Here is a 17,472-nt window from a genome sequence, read left to right as displayed (position 1 = left end):
CCCGAGATCAGCAGAGTGCGGCTGTCGCGCCAGCACTTTGAGGCCCTTTTCTGCCGCTACGCTTAGGTTTCGGGCCTCCCAGGCCGTTTCAACCCGTCCTCGTCGAGCAGAAATCCAGCATGATCCTTTCCCGTATCTCCGGCTTCAGCCTTGCAGCCCTTCTGCTGGCCGCCACCGCGGTCGGCCCCATTGCCCACGCCGAAGACGCCCACGAGCATTCCATCTCGCTTATCGGCACGCCGAAATATCCGGCAGATTTCAAGCATTTCGACTATGTGAACCCGGATGCACCGAAGGGCGGCCGGGTACGCATGGCAGCGGTCGGCGGCTTCGACAGCCTCAATCCGGTTCTCTACAAGGGCGATTCCGCGGCAGGGCTCGGCCTGATCTACGAATCCCTGACCGCCAGCAGCCTGGATGAAGACTCCGCCGCCTATGGCCAGATCGCCGAGTGGATCTCCCACCCGGACGATTATTCGTCGGTGACCTTCAAGCTGCGCGAGGGGGCGAAGTGGCACGACGGCAAGCCGATCACGGTCGAAGACGTCATCTACAGCCTGGAGATCAACAAGAAAGCCAATCCGCAGCTCGGCCTCTACTACAAGAACGTCAAATCGGCGGAGAAGACCGGCGACCGCGAGGTCACCTTCACGTTCGACACCAAGGACAACCGTGAGCTGCCCTTCATCATCGGCCAGCTCACCATCCTGCCGAAGCACTGGTGGACGGGGAAGGACGCGAAGGGCAACCAGCGCGATCCTCTGAAGACGACCATGGAGCCGCCGCTCGGCTCCGGCCCGTACAAGATCAAGAAGGTCGTGCCCGGCCGATCCATCACCTATGAGCGGGTGGAGGACTATTGGGGCAAGGATCTGCCCATCAACACGGGCCAGTACAACTACGACACGATCCGCTTCGACTATTACCGCGACCCCACCGTGGCGTTCGAGGCGTTCAAGGCCGGCTCACTCGACTACCACAACGAGTCCAGCTCGAAGAACTGGGCGACGGCCTACGATTTCGAGGCGGTCGAGAAGGGGTGGGTGAAGCGGCAGGAAGTCCCGGTGGCGAACGCCGCCCCCATGCAGAGCTTCGCGTTCAACATCCGGCGTCCGAAATTCCAGGACGTGCGGGTCCGCCGCGCCTTCGCTCTGGCCTTCGATTTCGAATGGTCAAACAAGAATTTGTTCTTCGGCCAGTATAAGCGCGTCGGAAGCTATTTCGAGAACACGGAGCTCGCCGCGCCCAAGAAGCTGCCCGAAGGCCGCGAGCTGGAGATCCTGAACGAAGTGAAGGACGAGGTGCCGCCGGAGGTCTTCACGGAAGTGCACGAGAACCCGACCACCGAGGGTAAGGGCGGGCTGCGCGCGAATCTGCGCGAGGCCATGAAGCTCCTGAACGAGGCCGGCTGGAAGGTGAAGAACGGCGCGCTCACCAACGAGAAGACGGGCGAGAAGATGCAGGTCGAGTTCCTGCTGGTGAACCCGCTCTTCGAACGCGTGGTGCAGCCCTATATGCGCAATCTGGAGAAGCTCGGCATCAAATCCTCCGAGCGCCTGGTGGATTCCGCCCAGTACACGCGCCGCCTCCAGCGCTTCAACTACGACATCATCGTTACAAGCTTCGCCCAGTCACGCTCCCCGGGTAACGAGCAGCGCTATTACTGGGGATCGGAAGCGGCCGACCGGGAAGGCAGCGAGAACCTGATCGGCATCAAGGATCCGGCCATCGACAAGCTGATCGACAAGGTGATCTACGCCAAGGACCGGGAGGAGCTCGTCGCAGCCACCCATGCGCTGGACCGGGTTCTCCTTTGGAACGACTTCGTGGTGCCCCACTGGTATTCGCCCGTGGTGCGGATCGCCTATTGGAACCGTTACGGCCAGCCGAAGACGCTACCGGAGCTCTCGCCGGGCTTCGTGCAGGTCTGGTGGTACGACAAGGAGAAGGCCGCGAAGCTCCCCGGAGGCGCGAAGTAGATGGCGGCGGTGGCCCAGCCGATCCGTCCGGGCAGCGTTGCGGCCTGGCTGTTTGCGGCCGCCCTGGCTTTCGGGACGTTCGGCGCCGAGGCGTCGGAGCCGAGGCACGGGCTTTCCGCCTTCGGCGATCTGAAATACCCGGCGGAGTTCGAGCACTTCGACTACGTGAATCCCGATGCGCCGAAGGGCGGCCGGTTCAGCCTGATCGGCTGGGGCGGCGTGACCACGTTCAACAGCCTGAACCCGTACATCCTGAAGGGTGACGCGGCACAGGGCATGGAGATGCTGTTCGACAGCTTGATGACCCGCGCCCAGGACGAGCCGGATGCGGTCTACGGGCTGGTGGCGAAATCCGGCGAAGTCGCCGACGACGGCATGTCCGTCACCTTCAAGCTGCGCCCCGAGGCGCGCTTCCAGGATGGCAGTCCGCTCACAGCCGAAGACGTCGCCTTTTCGTTCGAGACCCTGAAGGAGAAGGGCCACCCGCTCTATCGCCAGATGCTGCGGGACGTTGAGAAGGCAGAGGCGCTCGACGACGAGACGGTGCGCTACAGGTTCAAGGGCAACCAGACCCGCGACCTGCCGCTCACAGTCGCAACCCTGCCGATCTTCTCGAAGGCGTATTACGCTGACAAGGACTTCGCCGAGACGACCCTCGAGGCGCCGCTCGGCTCCGGCCCCTACACGGTCGAAGGGCTGCATCAGGGCCGCAACATCACCTACAAGCGCGATCCCGACTATTGGGGGAAGGATCTGCCGGTGAATCGGGGCCGCTGGAACTTCGACGAGATCCGCTTCGAGTATTTCCGCGACCGCACAGCCGCGATGGAGGCCTTCAAGTCCGGCGCCTACGACTTCCGCGAAGAGTTCACCTCGAAGGTCTGGGCGACGGAATACGATTTCCCGGCCATCACCTCCGGGCGGGTGAAAAAAGCGACACTTCCAGACGACACGCCTTCGGGCACGCAAGGCTGGTTCCTCAATACGCGGCGCGATGCGCTGAAAGATCCGAAGGTGCGGGAAGCCCTGGGCCTCGCCTTCGATTTCGAATGGACCAACCGCAACCTCTTCTACGGTCTCTACGACCGGACCCAGAGCTATTTCGAGAACTCGGCCATGCGGGCGGAGGGGGAGCCGACGGACAAAGAACTCGCCTTGCTCGATACCCTCTCGGCTCCTGTTCCCGAGGCGGCGAAGGGCGAAGCCTACGCGCCGCCGGTCACCGATGGGTCCGGCCATGACCGCGCGCTTCTGAAGAAGGCGGATGCGCTTCTGCGGGAGGCCGGCTGGACGGTGAAGAACGGCGTGCGCGTCAATGAGGATGGTGAACCGCTGAAGCTCGAGTTTCTCAACTTCGAGCCGGCTTTCGAGCGGGTGACCGCGCCCTATATCCGCAACCTTCAGCGCCTCGGCATCCAGGCGCGGATGCGCATGGTCGACCCCTCCCAATACCAGCAGCGGCTCAAAGGCTTCGATTTCGACGTCGTGACCCAGCGCTACGGGATGGAGCTCACACCGGGGCCGGAGCTGCGGAGCTATTTCGGCTCCGAAGCCGCCGACATGACCGGATCGCTCAATCTCGCCGGCATCGCGAACCCGGCGGCCGACGAGCTGATCTCCGATATCATCGAGGCGAAGAGCCGGGGCGAGCTGGTTACGGCGGCGCGGGCGCTCGACCGGGTGCTGCGGGCCGGCCATTACTGGGTGCCCCACTGGTACAAGGGCACGCACACGGTGGCCTATTGGGACAAGTTCTCCCAGCCGGAGCAGAAGCCGCGCTTCGACCGCGGGATCCTCGACACGTGGTGGTACGACGAGGCGAAGGCCGAGGCCCTGGCCGGCAGCGCGGCGGCGGATTCCCAGATGGCCGCCAACGCCAAGCCGGACGCGCCGCGCGATCCGTTGCAAGAGGACGAGCCCCCTCAGAAGGCGGACCAGCCGGAGGACGATGGGTTCGCGATCGGCTATCTCATCGCCGCGCTGGTCTTCGCCGGACTCCTGGTCCTGGTGGTCGTCCGCTTCCGCAAGCGGCGGCTAGACTGACGCTCCGAGCCCTGTGGCATGAGAATGCGAAACATGCTGTATCGAGACTTGCTGTATCGAGATTTGCGAGATCGCGACAACGCCAACTGAGGCAACGCAACCCGGACCTGCATGACAGCCTATATCTTCCGCCGTATCCTGCTGATCATCCCGACCATGATCGGCATCATGCTGATGACCTTTGTGGTCGTGCAGTTCGCGCCGGGCGGACCGGTGGAGCGGATGATCGCCCAGCTCACCGGCTCGGATGTCTCGGCGACCGCGAAGATCAGCGGCGGTGGCGGCGATTTCAGCGGCGGCAGATCCCAGACTTCCCCCGGGGACGTCTCGTCCAATTCCAAATATCGCGGCGCCCAGGGGCTCGACCCCGAATTCATCAAAAGCCTGGAGAAGCAGTTCGGCTTCGACAAGCCGGCCTATGAGCGCTTCCTGATCCTGATGTCGAATTACCTGCGGTTCGATTTCGGAGAGAGCTACTACCGGGACACCAGCGTGCTGTCGCTGATCTGGGAGAAGATGCCGGTCTCCATCTCGCTCGGGCTCTGGATGACACTGATCTCCTATTCGATCTCCATCCCGCTCGGCATACGCAAGGCGGTGGCGGACGGCAGCAAATTCGATGTCTGGACCAGCAGCGCGATCATCTTAGGATACGCGATCCCCGGCTTTCTGGTGGCGGTCTTCCTGATCGTGCTGTTCGCCGGCGGCTCCTTCTTCAGCTGGTTCCCGCTGCGGGGGCTGGTTTCGGAGAACTGGTCGGAGCTGCCCTGGTATTCCAAGATTCTCGATTATTTCTGGCATCTGGTGCTGCCGATGTTCGCCATGGCCTTGTCGGCCTTCGCGACCACGACTTTCCTGACCAAGAACTCGTTTCTGGAAGAGATTCGGAAGCAGTACGTGATGACGGCCCGGGCCAAGGGGCTGACCGAGCATTCGGTGCTCTACGGGCACATCTTCCGCAATGCGATGCTCATCATCATCGCCGGATTTCCCGGGGCGTTCATCGGCGCGTTCTTCGCAGGTTCGCTGCTGATCGAGACGATCTTCAGCCTCGACGGGCTTGGGCTGCTCGGCTTCGAATCCGTCGTGAACCGCGACTACCCTGTGGTGTTCGCCACGGTCTACATCTTCTCCCTGCTCGGCCTGATCATGAATCTGATCTCGGATCTCACCTATACGTGGGTCGATCCGCGCATCGATTTCGAGACAAGGGAGGTCTGAGATGGACGCTCCCACCGACGTCGCCATCCAAGAGCAGGAAGCGGCCGAAGCTGCGGAAGGGAACCGCCCCTGGGTCAGGGTCTCGCCGATCAACAAGCGGCGGTGGACGATCTTCAAATCCCACAAGCGGGGCTACTGGTCGCTCTGGATCTTCCTTGTCCTATTCGTGATCAGCCTGTTCGCCGAGTTCGTCGCCAACGACAAGCCTCTGCTGGTCGACTATCAGGGCGAACTCTACAGCCCGATCTTCAAATCCTATCCGGAGACCGCGTTCGGCGGGTTCTTCGAGACCGAGGCCGATTACCGCGATCCCGCGGTGAAGGAGATGATCGAGGTCGACGGGGACGGCTGGATCCTGTGGCCGCCGATCCGCTTCTCCTACAATACGGAAAACAAGGATCCGCCCATGGCCTTCCCGTCGAAGCCGACATGGCTTCTGACGAAGGAGGATTGCGAGCGGGCCATCGAGGACGGCTTCCACCCCTGCAACGACGAGCTGGAATGGAACTGGCTCGGCACGGACGATCAGGGGCGAGACGTGGTCGCGCGCATCATCTACGGTTTCCGCATCTCGGTACTGTTCGGCCTGGTGCTCACCATTCTGTCTTCGGTGATCGGCGTGGCCGCCGGCGCCGTGCAGGGCTATTTCGGCGGTTGGACGGACCTGCTGTTCCAGCGCTTCATCGAGATCTGGACCAGCGTTCCGCAGCTCTATCTGCTGATCATCGTCGCCGCGGTCATCGAGCCGAATTTCTGGATCCTGCTCGGCATCCTGCTGGCGTTCTCCTGGGTCGCCCTTGTCGGACTGGTGCGAGCGGAGTTCCTGCGAGCGCGCAATTTCGAATACGTCACGGCGGCGAAGGCGCTGGGGCTCGGCAACTGGACCATCATGTGGAAGCACTTGCTGCCGAACGCCATGGTCGCCACCCTGACCTTCATGCCCTTCATCCTCAACGGCTCGATCACCACATTGACCTCTCTGGACTTCCTCGGCTTCGGGCTGCCGCCAGGCTCGCCGTCCCTTGGCGAACTGCTGGCGCAGGGCAAGGACAATCTCCATGCGCCCTGGCTCGGGCTGACGGCGTTCTTCGTCATCGGCATCATGCTGAGCCTGCTGATCTTCATCGGCGAGGCGGTGCGCGATGCCTTCGACCCCCGCAAGGCGTATGGCGCGGCGGAAGGATAGGCGGATGCACGGATCGCACGACCATAGCCACGTGAACGACAGCAACGAGCGGCGCATGGCGCTGGCGGCGGCCATCACCGGACTGTTCATGATCGCCGAGGTGGCGGGCGGCATGATCTCCGGATCGCTGGCCCTCATCGCCGATGCGGGCCATATGCTCACGGATTTCGCCTCGCTTGCCCTGGCTTGGTTCGGGTTCCGGCTGGCGCGGCGTCCGGCGGACTGGAAGCGGACCTACGGCTTCGACCGCTTCCAGGTGCTGGTGGCGTTCGTGAACGGGCTGGCTTTGTTCGTGATCGCCGCCTGGATCGTCTACGAGGCCTATGAGCGGCTCACTGCGGGCGCAGAGGTCGAGGGAGGCGTGATGATGATCGTCGCGGCCCTTGGGCTTCTCGTAAATATCGGCGCCTTCTGGCTGCTGCACGGCGCGACCGGGACAACCTGAATGTACGCGGCGCGGCTATTCATGTGTTGGGCGACCTGCTCGGCTCGGTGGCGGCGCTTGCCGCGGGCGCGGTGATCTATTGGACCGGATGGACGCCCATCGACCCGCTGCTCTCGGTCTTGGTCGCGCTGATCATTCTGCGCAGCGGCTGGTACGTGGTGAAGGCGTCGTCCCACATCCTGCTCGAAGGTGCGCCGCCGGAGGTGGACAGCCGGGAGATCGGGCCGGATCTGGTGGCCAATGTCTCGGGCGTGGAAGATGTGCATCACGTGCATGTCTGGGCCATCACCCAGGAGCGCTCCATGGTGACGCTGCATGCCTCCATCGAGCAGCCGACGGCGGTCGACGAGGTGGTACGAAACATCAAGCAACGGCTCGCGGAGCGGTTCGGACTGGACCACGCCACGGTCGAGGTGGAATGCGAAGGCTGCGCGGACGCAGCGGCGGAGGCGTCTCATGGCCACTGAGGGCACCAAGACGAACAAGGACGCCACAAGGGGCGGCGAGAAGCTTCTGACGGTCAAAGACCTGTCCGTGGATTTCGGCAAGGGCGGCGGCGCGGTGCACGCGGTGAAGAACATCTCCTTCGATATCGGAAAGAAGGAGACCGTCGCGCTGGTGGGCGAGTCCGGCTCCGGCAAGACGGTGAGCGCCCTTTCTATCCTGCGGCTGCTGCCCTACCCGGCGGCGTCTCATCCTTCCGGCGAGATCCTCTACAAGGGGCAAGACCTTTTGAAGATGCGCCAGTCGGATCTGCGCAAGATCCGGGGCGACGAGATCTCCATGATCTTCCAGGAGCCGATGACCTCCCTGAACCCGCTCCACACCATCGAGAAGCAGGTGGCCGAGGTCATGACCATTCATCAGGGCATCTCCGGCAAGGCGGCCCAGGCGCGGGTGCTGGAGCTGCTGGATGCGGTCGGCATCGATAATCCGAAGGAGCGGCTCAACTCCTATCCGCACCAGCTTTCCGGCGGGCAGCGCCAGCGCGTCATGATCGCCATGGCGCTCGCCAACGACCCGGACCTGCTCATCGCCGACGAGCCGACGACCGCGCTGGACGTGACGATCCAGGCCCAGATCCTCGATCTTCTGCTGCGGCTGCGCGAAAAGCTCGATATGGCCATGCTGCTGATCACCCACGATCTCGGGGTCGTGCGGAAGATGGCGGACCGGGTTTGCGTGATGACCAATGGCGAGATCGTCGAGCACGGCCCGACCAAGCAGATCTTCAAGGCGCCCAAGCACGCCTACACCAAGCACCTGCTCGCTTCGGAGCCGAAAGGCAGACCGCCCAAGGCCAATCCTGATGCGCCCGTCATCCTCGAGGCGGACGATCTCAAGGTCTGGTTCCCGATCCGCCGCGGCTTCCTGCGGCGCACGGTCGGCTACATCAAGGCGGTCGACGGCGTCGACGTCGTGGTGCCGGACGGTCAGACCGTCGGCGTCGTAGGGGAGTCGGGCTCCGGCAAAACGACCCTCGGCCTCGCCCTGCTCCGTCTGATCTCGAGCGAAGGACCGGTGGTCTATCTCGGGGATCGGATCGATGGGCTTGAGAGCAAGCAGATGCGGCCCTTCCGGCGTCAAATGCAGATCGTGTTCCAGGATCCGTACGGGTCGCTTTCGCCGCGCCTGTCGGTCAGCCAGATCGTCGAGGAAGGGCTGCTGGTGCAGAAGCGTGGCCTGAGCGCGGAGGAGCGCCGGGCAAGGGTCTCGAAGGCCCTGAAGGAAGTGGGCATCGATCCGGCGACGCAGGACCGCTACCCCCACGAGTTCTCGGGCGGTCAGCGCCAGCGCATCGCCATCGCCCGGGCGCTTGTGCTGGAGCCGAAATTCCTGGTGCTGGACGAGCCGACCTCGGCGCTCGATGTCTCTGTGCAGGCGCAGATCGTGGACCTGCTGCGCGACCTGCAAAAGCGCTACAGCCTCGCCTATCTCTTCATCAGCCACGACCTGAAGGTGGTGCGGGCGCTCGCCAATTCCATCATCGTGATGCGGGATGGCAAGGTAGTGGAGCAAGGCCCGGCGGACACGGTGTTCGAGAACCCGCAGACAGATTACACCAAGGCTCTGCTCGCGGCTGCGTTCGAACTGGAAGCGACGGGCGCGGAAGCCGTCTCAAGCTGAGGTCAATGCTCACGCTTCACTGGCGCCGGAACCGGCCGCCCGAACCGGCGTTCTTCTCTCCGCAAATCTGGAGACGTAGACGGAGCAAATTCACATGCGCGGCGTCGTTCTTTGGCTGGTCGGCATCCCGATCCCCATCATCATCCTGCTTTATCTCTTCCACGTGATCTAAACGGCAGATCCGCCGGCGGTCAGTCCCGGCATCCGCCTCACCTCCATCTCCGCAGCCCCTTCGCTGGCGATGCGTTCGCGCGCGTCTTCCAGGGGTTCGGCAGCCACCGCCATGTGGTGGGCGTTGGCGTGGAGGAGCGTAATGGTGGAACGCATCATGCCGACATGACCGCGCCAGAAGACGAGGTCGCCGCGGCGTAGGTCGGTCAGATCTTCCACGGGCTCACCGAGAGCGTCGCGCTGCATATCCGTGTCCCGCGGGCAATCGAAGCCGGCCGCCTGGAGGGAGAGTTGGACCAGGCCGGAGCAATCGAGGCCGAGGCTTGTCTTGCCGCCCCAGAGATAGGGCGTGCCGAGAAAGGTCTCGGCGAGCGCCACGTAATCTTCCGCCGCGGTCTCGACCGGCTTGGCGTGGCGACCAAACGCATACTCGCCGGTTGCCAGCTTCAGGAACGGCCCTTCCCGGCCCTCAACCGCCAGCAGCGCGTTAATGCTGATGAGGTCAAGCGGCGGGGTCTTGATGTCGGGCTCCGGATAGAGATAGCTCCGCAGGACCGTGAGGCGATGGGTGGGTTCGACGAGGTCCTTCCTCAAGCCCTCCATCTCCAGATAGCCGACATAGCCGTCCTGGAGCTGCGCCCAGCCCCAGCCGTCCTTCTCGTCGAAAACCGTCGCGCGCTCTCCGAAGAGGCCCTCGGTCTCAAGGGGCCCGCCCGGATCGGGCCTTCGCCGCAAGGGCAGATGTGAGACACCAATGCGGTAGAGAGTGCCTTCGACGTAGCGCGGAGCCTCGATGCGGCCGCGCAGATATTCTGCGGCGAGGTCGTCGCGATAGGGATGAAGCCGGGGGTCTGGCGGCCCGTCGGTGGTCACCCTCAGGCCTCCCCCTTATCGAAGGTCTTCTGGAGATAGGCAAAGAGCGCGCGGGCGGCTTGCGGTTCGCCCCCCATCGGCCGGCCGGGCGTCGGCCGGGGTACCCAGCCATAGATGTCGAGATGGGCGAAGTGCTTCGCCTCGCTGACGAAGCGGCGCAGAAAGAGCGCGGCAGTGATCGAACCGGCGAAGGGCCCTTGCGAGATGTGGTTGACGTCGGCGATGGAGCTCTTCAGCCACTCGTCGTACGGCCCCCAGAACGGCATGCGCCAGACGGGGTCGCCGGTATCCGTCCCGGCTTGCTGAAGCGCCTCCGCGAAGCCGTCGTCGTCGCTATAGAGCGGCGGCAGATCAGGACCAAGCGCCGAGCGGGCTGCGCCGGTGAGCGTGGCGAAGGTGACGAGGTAGTCCGGGGCTTCCTCGTCAGCCAGGCTCAAAGCGTCCGCGAGGACGAGTCGGCCTTCGGCATCGGTGTTGCCGATCTCCACGGTCTTGCCGCTTCGGCTCTGGAGGATGTCGCCGGGGCGGAAGGCATTGGCCGAGATATTGTTGTCGGCGGCCGGGATCAGCACGCGCAGGCGTACGGGAAGCTCCGCCTGCATGATGAGGAATGCGGCGGCCAAGGCCGCGGCCGCACCGCCCATGTCCTTCTTCATCAGCAGCATGGCGCTAGGCGGCTTGATATCGAGACCGCCCGTATCGAAGCAGATCCCCTTTCCCACGATGGTTACTTTCGGTGCGTCGGGCTTGCCCCAGGTGAGATCGATGAGCCTGGGCGGCCGGTCGCTCGCGCGCCCGACGGCGTGGATCATAGGGAAGTTGTCGGCGAGAAGATCGCGGCCTTCGGTAACCTTCACGCTGGCGCTGAAGGTGTGACCGAGATCGCGAACCGCGGTCTCAAGCTCAGCCGGGCCGAAATCGTTCGCCGGCGTGTTTATGAGATCGCGGCCAAAATAGAGAGCCTGGGCGAGGGCGACGACCTTTGCCTGGTCGGCCCCGGCGGGAAGCTTCAGTCGGGTGGGCCTCACGCTCTGGTCGGCCTTGTAGCGATTGAAGCGATAGCAGCCGGCGAGCCATGCGAGGCTGGTGAGCTCGGAATCGGAAGTATCGTCGACGAAGGCGTAGTCGCCGGCCGGAAGCAATGCCGGAAGCGCGCCCGGCAGGAACGGGCGGTCCTTCTTCCAGGCGTCTCCGCCCGTGCCGAACAGCACACCGCCGATGGCGCCGCTATCGCCGGGCAGGATCAAGGCCTGGCCGGGCGCGGGCTGCCAGTTCTGGCTCTCGACCCATGCCCGCTGGCCATCGGTCAGCTTGTCGAGGGTGCCGTCTTCGAGAGAGGCGATGAGCCGGATCGGGATCGCTTCCGCGTCCTTGTCGGCGATGAACGTCTTCAGTTGGAGGCCAAGAGCCTCCAGGGTATTCGCTTTATTTGCCATGGATTCCGCAGCGTTGTGGCCGAGCTTGTGCGCGCGCAGCATTAATGGCAGGGCATTGCGGCGATGACAATGGCGACAACAAAAGTGGAGGGCAAGAATGGCTGACCATGGCTACCGGCTGGTGATCGGAGACAAGAATTATTCGTCGTGGAGCCTGCGGCCCTGGCTAGCCATGAAGCATTTCGGCGTGCCCTTCGAGGAGGAGTACATCGTTCTCCGCAGAGGGCTGGAGACGAAGCAATCGATCCTCGATCATTCACCGTCGGGGAAGGTGCCCGCGCTGAAGACCGACGGGTTCCTGGTCTGGGATTCTCTCGCCATCCTCGAATTCCTGGCCGAACGGCACCGGGAGGCCCGCTGGTGGCCCGAGGACGAGCGGGCCCGGGCGGAGGCGCGCGGCGTCTCGGCGGAGATGCATGCGGGCTTCCAGGCATTGCGCAACGATATGCCGATGGATCTGGTGAGCACCCTCCCAACGCCTGAAATCACTGAACCGCTGCAGCACAATATCGCCCGGGTCGTCGCCATCTGGAACGGTGCGCGCAAGACCTACGGCGCCGAGGGTCCGTTTCTGTTCGGGCGCTTCTCCATTGCAGATGCGATGTACGCGCCGGTTGCCACGCGGTTTAAAACCTTTCAGGTGGACCTCTCCGAATTCGGCGATGACGGACGGGCGGCTGAGTATGGCGAGACGATCCTGGCCATGCCGGAAATGGCGGAATGGCTCGCCGGAGCCAAGGTCGAGATGGCCGAACGCTATCCTGACGTTACCTAGGGCCGCACCCCTTTCCATCGGCAGAGTCTTAACGCCGGTTAACTTCTCAAGCCTTTCCAAGTCCTTATGGTTAATTCTTTTTTGACGCGTGTATCAGAAAGTGACGGGAGCGAATGCAGTGAAGCGGCCTCCTCTGCGGCCGCCAACGAGGTCCTTGCATGTTTCCCGTCTTTTCCGAGACCGAAGGTTCCCGGCGTCATTCTTCAGGATCCTGATCCTGACCACGGCCGCCGCGGCCCTGCTTGGAGGCTGCAATAAGACGGCCGGAAATGGGCTGATCGGCGCCAATGGCATGGCTCTTCCGACCGTTAACTCGGCGGCCCTGAGCGGCGATCAGTCGAATCGCGCAAAGGTCGGCCAATGGGCTGCGGCCTATGCCAAGAATCCGAGCGATCCGAAGATGGTGCTCGGCTACGCCTATGCGCTGAAAGCCACGGGCAACAAGCAGCAGGCGCTCACAGTCCTGAACAGCGGTTTCCAGGCCAATTCCGGCAACGGCGAAATCGCCGCCCAGCTCGGACGAGTGGCCCTTGAGCTGGGGCGCACGGACATTGCCCAGAAGTCCCTCGCCGTCGCCCAGCAGAAAGGCGTGACGGATTGGCGGACGCTTTCGGCCCAGGGCACCCTGCTCGCCAAGAAGGGCGACCACGCGAACGCGCAGCGCTATTTCCAGGCCGCGCTCAAGCAGAAGCCGGATTCGACCTCCGTGATCAACAATCTCGCCCTTTCCTATGCGCTGGACGGGAAGGCAAAGGAGTCCGAGACACTTCTGCGCCAGGCGGTGGCGAGCGGCTCCACGGATAAGCGGGTGCGCCAGAACCTCGCCTTGGTCCTTGGGCTGCAGGGCAAATACAACGAGGCGACCCAGGTAGCTCGGTGGGGACGAGCAAGAAGGAGGCGAACCAGAACGTCGCCTATCTGCGCAATATGCTGAACAATCAGACCCAGGTCGCTTCCGCCGAACCTGAACCCGTACCGGAGCCACCGGCGCGAGATTTCGGTCCGTTCGGCCCCGATGGACATGACAGCAGGCAGGCCGCCTCTCAGCCTGTCCGCATGGCGGCGGCCGAATCTCCGGCGGGCAATGTGCCCGCCCGTCCGGCCGGCCGGCTGCCCCAGAGCCTGCAGACACCATCGAGCCAAGCAGCGATCGAGGCCGAGCGCTCTCAGAGCTCCGGCTCCAGCGTGGCGCCGAAAGGAACGGCGCCGACGCCGGTCGCTTCCCGGAACATTCCGATTCCGGCCAGCGTGGAGCGGCCTGCCGTGGCTATGCGGTACGACCCCAGCGCGAACCAAGCGACCACGGTTGCAAAGAAGAGCGCGCCGCCGCGCACCGCAATCGCCCAGGCCGACCCGGCCCCGACCGTCCAGAGCCCTCCCGCGGGCGCCGTCAACCCTGCCGCCGCGGCCAGCCTGCTCCGCTCGGACGTGCAATAGGCTGACATCGATTTTTACTTAGATGGGGAAGCGGCGTCGTTTGGCGCCGCTTTTTCATTTGCCTGGATTGCCGCTATCGGCGCTCCGGCCATCTTGGCCGGTTAGCCCGGCGAAGATCCCGCGGCCACTCTCCTGGCGAGACGCTTCAGCCCGCGCGTACCTCTCCATCGCCGTGACGGGCGCGGGTGTCCGCTGTCTACTTCCAGACCGCCAGCACCTGGATTACGGCCGGACCAAGGATGACGATAAAGAGTACGGGCAGGAAGAACAGGATCATGGGAACGGTCAGCTTGGGCGGCAACGCGGCCGCCTTCTTCTCTGCCTCGATCATGCGAGCATCGCGGCTTTCCTTCGCCATGACGCGCAGTGCCTGACCGAGACCGGTACCGTATCGTTCGGCTTGAAGCAGACTTGTGCCGACCGCCTTGACCGCCGGCACGCCGGTCCGCTTGCCGAGGTTCTCATAGGCCTGACGCCGCTGGGGCAGATAGGACAGCTCAGCGGTGGTCAGCGCAAACTCCTCGGCGAGTTCGAGGGATTGGGTTCCCATTTCCTGGGAAACCTTGTTCATCGCCGCCTCAATCGACATGCCCGATTGCACACAGATGAGGAGCAGGTCGAGAGCATCCGGGAAAGCCTGGCGGATGGACTTCTGGCGCTTCTGGATGAGGTTGGTGATGAAAATGTTGGGTAGATAGAACCCGATATAGGCCGCGCCGATAGCTATGCAGAACTTCGTGACGCCTCCTAACTGGTACGACGTGACGAAGAATAGATAGAACAATGCACAGCCGAAAGTAACGAGCGGCAGCGTGGCGCGGAAGAACAGGAACGCGACCACGGGGGCCTGACCGCGCAAGCCGGCCATCTTCAGCCGCTGATGGGTTTCCTCCGTCTCCAACGCCTTGCGCAGGTTCAGCCGGTCCACCACCCGCTTCATGAAGGTCCGCGGATCCTGCCGAAGGCGCGCCTCGCGCTGCTGCTCGGCAAACTCCGCCATGCGCTGCTCGCGAAGACGTTCGCGCTCGCCCGCGACGTATTTCATTCGCGAGCCCAACCGGTCGGCGGCGAAGAACGGCATGATGAGCGTCGCTACGGTCGCGAAAGCGGCGATCGCGACGAGAACCATGATGAGGACCTGGCGGTCGAGGAGGAGATAGAGAATATCCATGGTCAGAAATCGAAGTTGATCATTTGACGCATGACGAGCACGCCGAAGAGCATCCAGACGCCGCTTACACCCAGGAGGATATTGCCGATGGGGTCGGTGAACAGCAGACCGATATAGTCTGGCGTCAGGACATAGACCGCCAACATCACCACGATCGGCAGCGCGCCGATGATCATCGCCGAGGCCTTCGCTTCGGCGCTGTAGGCTTTGACCTTGCTTCGGAGCTGCTGACGGGCGCGAAGCACCTGTGACAGGTTCGACAGCGCCTCCGCCAGATTGCCACCGGTCTGGGACTGGATGGCGATGACAATAGAAAAGAAGTTCACCTCCTGAAGCGGCATCCGCTCGTGCATTCTGAGGAAGGCCTGCGGCAGGGGGATACCGACACGCTGCTGCTCAACGATATCGACGAAGGCGCTCTTGACCGGCTCGGAGGCTTCGTTGGCGATGATCTGGAGGCAGTCGCCGAGCGGCAAACCCGTCTTGATGCCCCGGACGATGATGTCGATGGCGTTGGCGAATTCGACGATGAACTGGGTCTGCCGGCGATCAGCAGCCTTGTTCAGCACAAAGCGGGGCAGCCCCACACCTGCGGCGAAGCCGGCCAGCGCTCCGACCCAAAGCGGCGATCCAAGGAGCAAAACCGCGATAAACGCGACGAAGCCCGTCGCAAAGCTCAAGAGATAATAAGTGCGTGGCTTGAAGCTGAAGCCCGCCCGCTGGATACGCGTGCGCAAGTCGATGCGCTTGCGCTCCTTGTTCTTGGCTTCGAGCTCCTTGACCGTATCCTGCACCTGCTTCCGGCGCGTGGACAACGGCTGCTTTGCCGTCTTCTGAAGACGCCGGCTCGCAGCCCCCTCAGACGCGGATGCCAGACGCTTCTGCGCCTGACGGTCTCCGAAATAGGGCGAGATCAGCACATAGGCAAAGATGCCCACACCGAGTGCGACCATGAAGATGATCGCTGTCTGAAAGAGCTCGGAGCTAACCAACGCGCTCTCCCAACGGCCGGCCGGTCTCGTCGAGCACCTCGCCGGCGCTCAGCGCCTCGGCCAAGCGCTTCTCTTCGTTGAAATAGCGCGCGCGTTCGTAGAAGGCCGGGCGGGCGATACCCGTAGTGCGATGGCGGCCGAGGATGCGGCCGCTGGAATCCTCGCCCTCCAGGTCGTAGACGAAGAGATCCTGAAGCGTGACTACGTCGCCCTCCAGCCCGATCACCTCGGTAATCCGGGTGATCTTGCGCGAGCCGTCGCGCATGCGGGAGGCCTGGACGATGATGTCCACCGAGCCGACGATCATCTCCCGGATGGTATGGGCCGGCAGATTGTAGCCGCCCATCAAGATCATGCTTTCCAGACGTGAGATGCACTCTCGCGGACTGTTGGAGTGGAGAGTGCCCATAGAGCCGTCATGGCCGGTATTCATGGCCTGGAGGAGGTCGAACGCCTCCGGGCCACGCACCTCGCCGACGATAATCCGGTCCGGCCGCATACGAAGGCAGTTCTTCACAAGATCGCGCATGCTCACCTGGCCTTCTCCTTCCAGGTTGGGCGGACGCGTCTCGAGCCGAACCACATGGGGCTGCTGAAGCTGGAGCTCCGCGGAGTCCTCGCAGGTGATGATGCGCTCATCGGGCTCGATATAGGCAGTCAGACAGTTCAGCAGGGTCGTCTTACCGGAGCCCGTGCCGCCGGAGATGATCACGTTGCAGCGGACACGGCCGATGATGGCGAGAAGGGTCCGGCCCTCCGGGCTGATGGACCCGTAGCGAACCAGCTGATCGAGGGTGAGCCGGTCGCGCTTGAACTTACGAATGGTGAGGGTCGGGCCATCGATCGCGAGCGGCGGCGCGATGACGTTCACGCGGCTGCCATCGGGAAGACGGGCATCGCAGATCGGGCTCGATTCATCCACGCGCCTGCCGACCTGGCTCACGATGCGCTGACAGATATTCATCAGCTGGCCGTTGTCGGCGAAGCGGATCGTGGCCGGCTCGACTTTGCCGTTCACTTCGATGTAGGTCGTCTCGGCACCATTCACCATGATGTCGGCGATGTCGTCCCGGGCGAGCAGCGGCTCCAAGGGGCCGTAGCCCAATACGTCGTTGCAGATGTCCTCGAGCAGCTCTTCCTGCTCGGCGATCGACATCACCACGTTCTTGATCGCAACGATCTCGCTGACGATGTCACGGATCTCTTCGCGGGCGACGTCCGCGTCCAGCCTTGCGAGCTGGGTCAGGTCGATCGTGTCGATGAGCGCCGTAAAGACCGTGGTCTTGACGTCGTAATATTCTTCGGAGCGGTTGCGCTTCGGCTTATCCGAACGGGGCTGGGCCGATTTCGGCCGGATATCCTCCATAGGCGCGGCGGGCGGTTCGGGCGTCGGCGATCGTGGCTCCAGCAGCGCGGACGCCGAGTCCTCTGCCGCATTTAGCGGGGCAGATTCTAGCGGGCTAGATTCCTGCGGCCCGGCCTCCGCCGGCGGCGGCGCAGCCCGGCGCTCCTCCGCCTCGTGGGCAGGAGTGGGCTTCGGCCGCTCCGGTTCGGACTTTTCGTCCGGCCTGCTGGCATCGGAAAAGCCCTTATTGACGCCCCGCTTACCAAACATC

At 63.5% G+C, this 17,472-nt stretch carries 13 protein-coding genes and 1 pseudogene; 9 read left to right on the top strand and 5 right to left on the bottom strand.

The genetic code is table 11. The annotated features are described in order from the left end of the window. The first annotated feature begins 119 nt into the window (after positions 1-119). From A7A08_RS13310 to A7A08_RS13285, 6 genes and pseudogenes are all read left to right on the top strand, one after another. The gene (locus A7A08_RS13310; RefSeq protein WP_069095954.1) at positions 120-1,979 is read left to right on the top strand and encodes an extracellular solute-binding protein; all 1,860 of its coding nucleotides are present in this window, start codon (positions 120-122) and stop codon (positions 1,977-1,979) included. Continuing rightward, positions 1,980-4,022, top strand: coding sequence for an extracellular solute-binding protein (locus A7A08_RS13305; protein WP_069095953.1), 2,043 nt, complete (start codon positions 1,980-1,982; stop codon positions 4,020-4,022). 111 nt (positions 4,023-4,133) lie between these two features. Continuing rightward, on the top strand, positions 4,134-5,243 hold the full coding sequence (locus A7A08_RS13300; RefSeq protein ID WP_069095952.1) for a microcin C ABC transporter permease YejB: 1,110 nt from the start codon (positions 4,134-4,136) through the stop codon (positions 5,241-5,243). 1 nt (position 5,244) lies between these two features. Then, entirely contained in the window at positions 5,245-6,429 is a 1,185-nt protein-coding gene (locus A7A08_RS13295) for an ABC transporter permease (protein ID WP_069095951.1), read from the top strand. After that, positions 6,386-7,341, top strand: a pseudogene (locus A7A08_RS13290) (cation diffusion facilitator family transporter). Before A7A08_RS13295 ends, A7A08_RS13290 begins: the two are co-directional and overlap by 44 nt. Then, positions 7,331-9,001 carry an ABC transporter ATP-binding protein gene (locus tag A7A08_RS13285; protein WP_069095950.1) on the top strand — a complete coding sequence of 557 codons (1,671 nt, stop codon included), beginning with the start codon at positions 7,331-7,333 and terminating at the stop codon, positions 8,999-9,001. Before A7A08_RS13290 ends, A7A08_RS13285 begins: the two are co-directional and overlap by 11 nt. Positions 9,002-9,169: 168 nt before the next feature. On the opposite strand, the gene A7A08_RS13280 is transcribed toward A7A08_RS13285, so the two are convergent. Both A7A08_RS13280 and A7A08_RS13275 read right to left on the bottom strand, forming a co-directional pair. Beyond that, positions 9,170-10,045, bottom strand: a complete 876-nt coding sequence (locus tag A7A08_RS13280; protein ID WP_069095949.1) for a C40 family peptidase — start codon at positions 10,043-10,045, stop codon at positions 9,170-9,172. A gap of 2 nt (positions 10,046-10,047) precedes the next feature. After that, the gene (locus A7A08_RS13275; RefSeq protein ID WP_069095985.1) at positions 10,048-11,481 is read right to left on the bottom strand and encodes a leucyl aminopeptidase family protein; all 1,434 of its coding nucleotides are present in this window, start codon (positions 11,479-11,481) and stop codon (positions 10,048-10,050) included. 97 nt (positions 11,482-11,578) lie between these two features. Here A7A08_RS13275 and A7A08_RS13270 point away from each other — a divergent pair, with 97 nt between their 5' ends. The 3 genes from A7A08_RS13270 to A7A08_RS13260 all read left to right on the top strand — a co-directional run bounded on the left by A7A08_RS13270 (position 11,579) and on the right by A7A08_RS13260 (position 13,693). Then, on the top strand, positions 11,579-12,256 hold the full coding sequence (locus tag A7A08_RS13270) for a glutathione S-transferase family protein (RefSeq protein WP_069095948.1): 678 nt from the start codon (positions 11,579-11,581) through the stop codon (positions 12,254-12,256). Positions 12,257-12,548: 292 nt separating this feature from the next. Then, entirely contained in the window at positions 12,549-13,190 is a 642-nt protein-coding gene (locus A7A08_RS13265; protein ID WP_141694001.1) for a tetratricopeptide repeat protein, read from the top strand. Continuing rightward, positions 13,133-13,693 (top strand): hypothetical protein, encoded by a 561-nt coding sequence (locus A7A08_RS13260; RefSeq protein ID WP_141694000.1) that lies wholly within the window; start codon positions 13,133-13,135, stop codon positions 13,691-13,693. The genes A7A08_RS13265 and A7A08_RS13260 overlap by 58 nt, the downstream gene beginning before the upstream one ends. Before the next feature lie 196 nt (positions 13,694-13,889). On the opposite strand, the gene A7A08_RS13255 is transcribed toward A7A08_RS13260, so the two are convergent. From A7A08_RS13255 to A7A08_RS13245, 3 genes are read right to left on the bottom strand one after another with little or no spacing between them, the layout of a single operon-like run. Further along, entirely contained in the window at positions 13,890-14,864 is a 975-nt protein-coding gene (locus A7A08_RS13255) for a type II secretion system F family protein (RefSeq protein ID WP_069095945.1), read from the bottom strand. A 2-nt stretch (positions 14,865-14,866) separates the two neighbouring features. Continuing rightward, positions 14,867-15,856 carry a type II secretion system F family protein gene (locus A7A08_RS13250; RefSeq protein ID WP_141693999.1) on the bottom strand — a complete coding sequence of 330 codons (990 nt, stop codon included), beginning with the start codon at positions 15,854-15,856 and terminating at the stop codon, positions 14,867-14,869. Further along, entirely contained in the window at positions 15,849-17,471 is a 1,623-nt protein-coding gene (locus A7A08_RS13245; RefSeq protein ID WP_083226781.1) for a TadA family conjugal transfer-associated ATPase, read from the bottom strand. Before A7A08_RS13245 ends, A7A08_RS13250 begins: the two co-directional genes overlap by 8 nt. Position 17,472 lies beyond the last annotated feature (1 nt).

This window comes from Methyloligella halotolerans (assembly GCF_001708935.1).
Taxonomy (GTDB): Bacteria; Pseudomonadota; Alphaproteobacteria; order Rhizobiales; family Methyloligellaceae; genus Methyloligella; species Methyloligella halotolerans.
The sequence above is the reverse complement of the archived record's forward strand: the minus strand, read 5'-3'. Positions and strand labels throughout refer to the sequence as shown.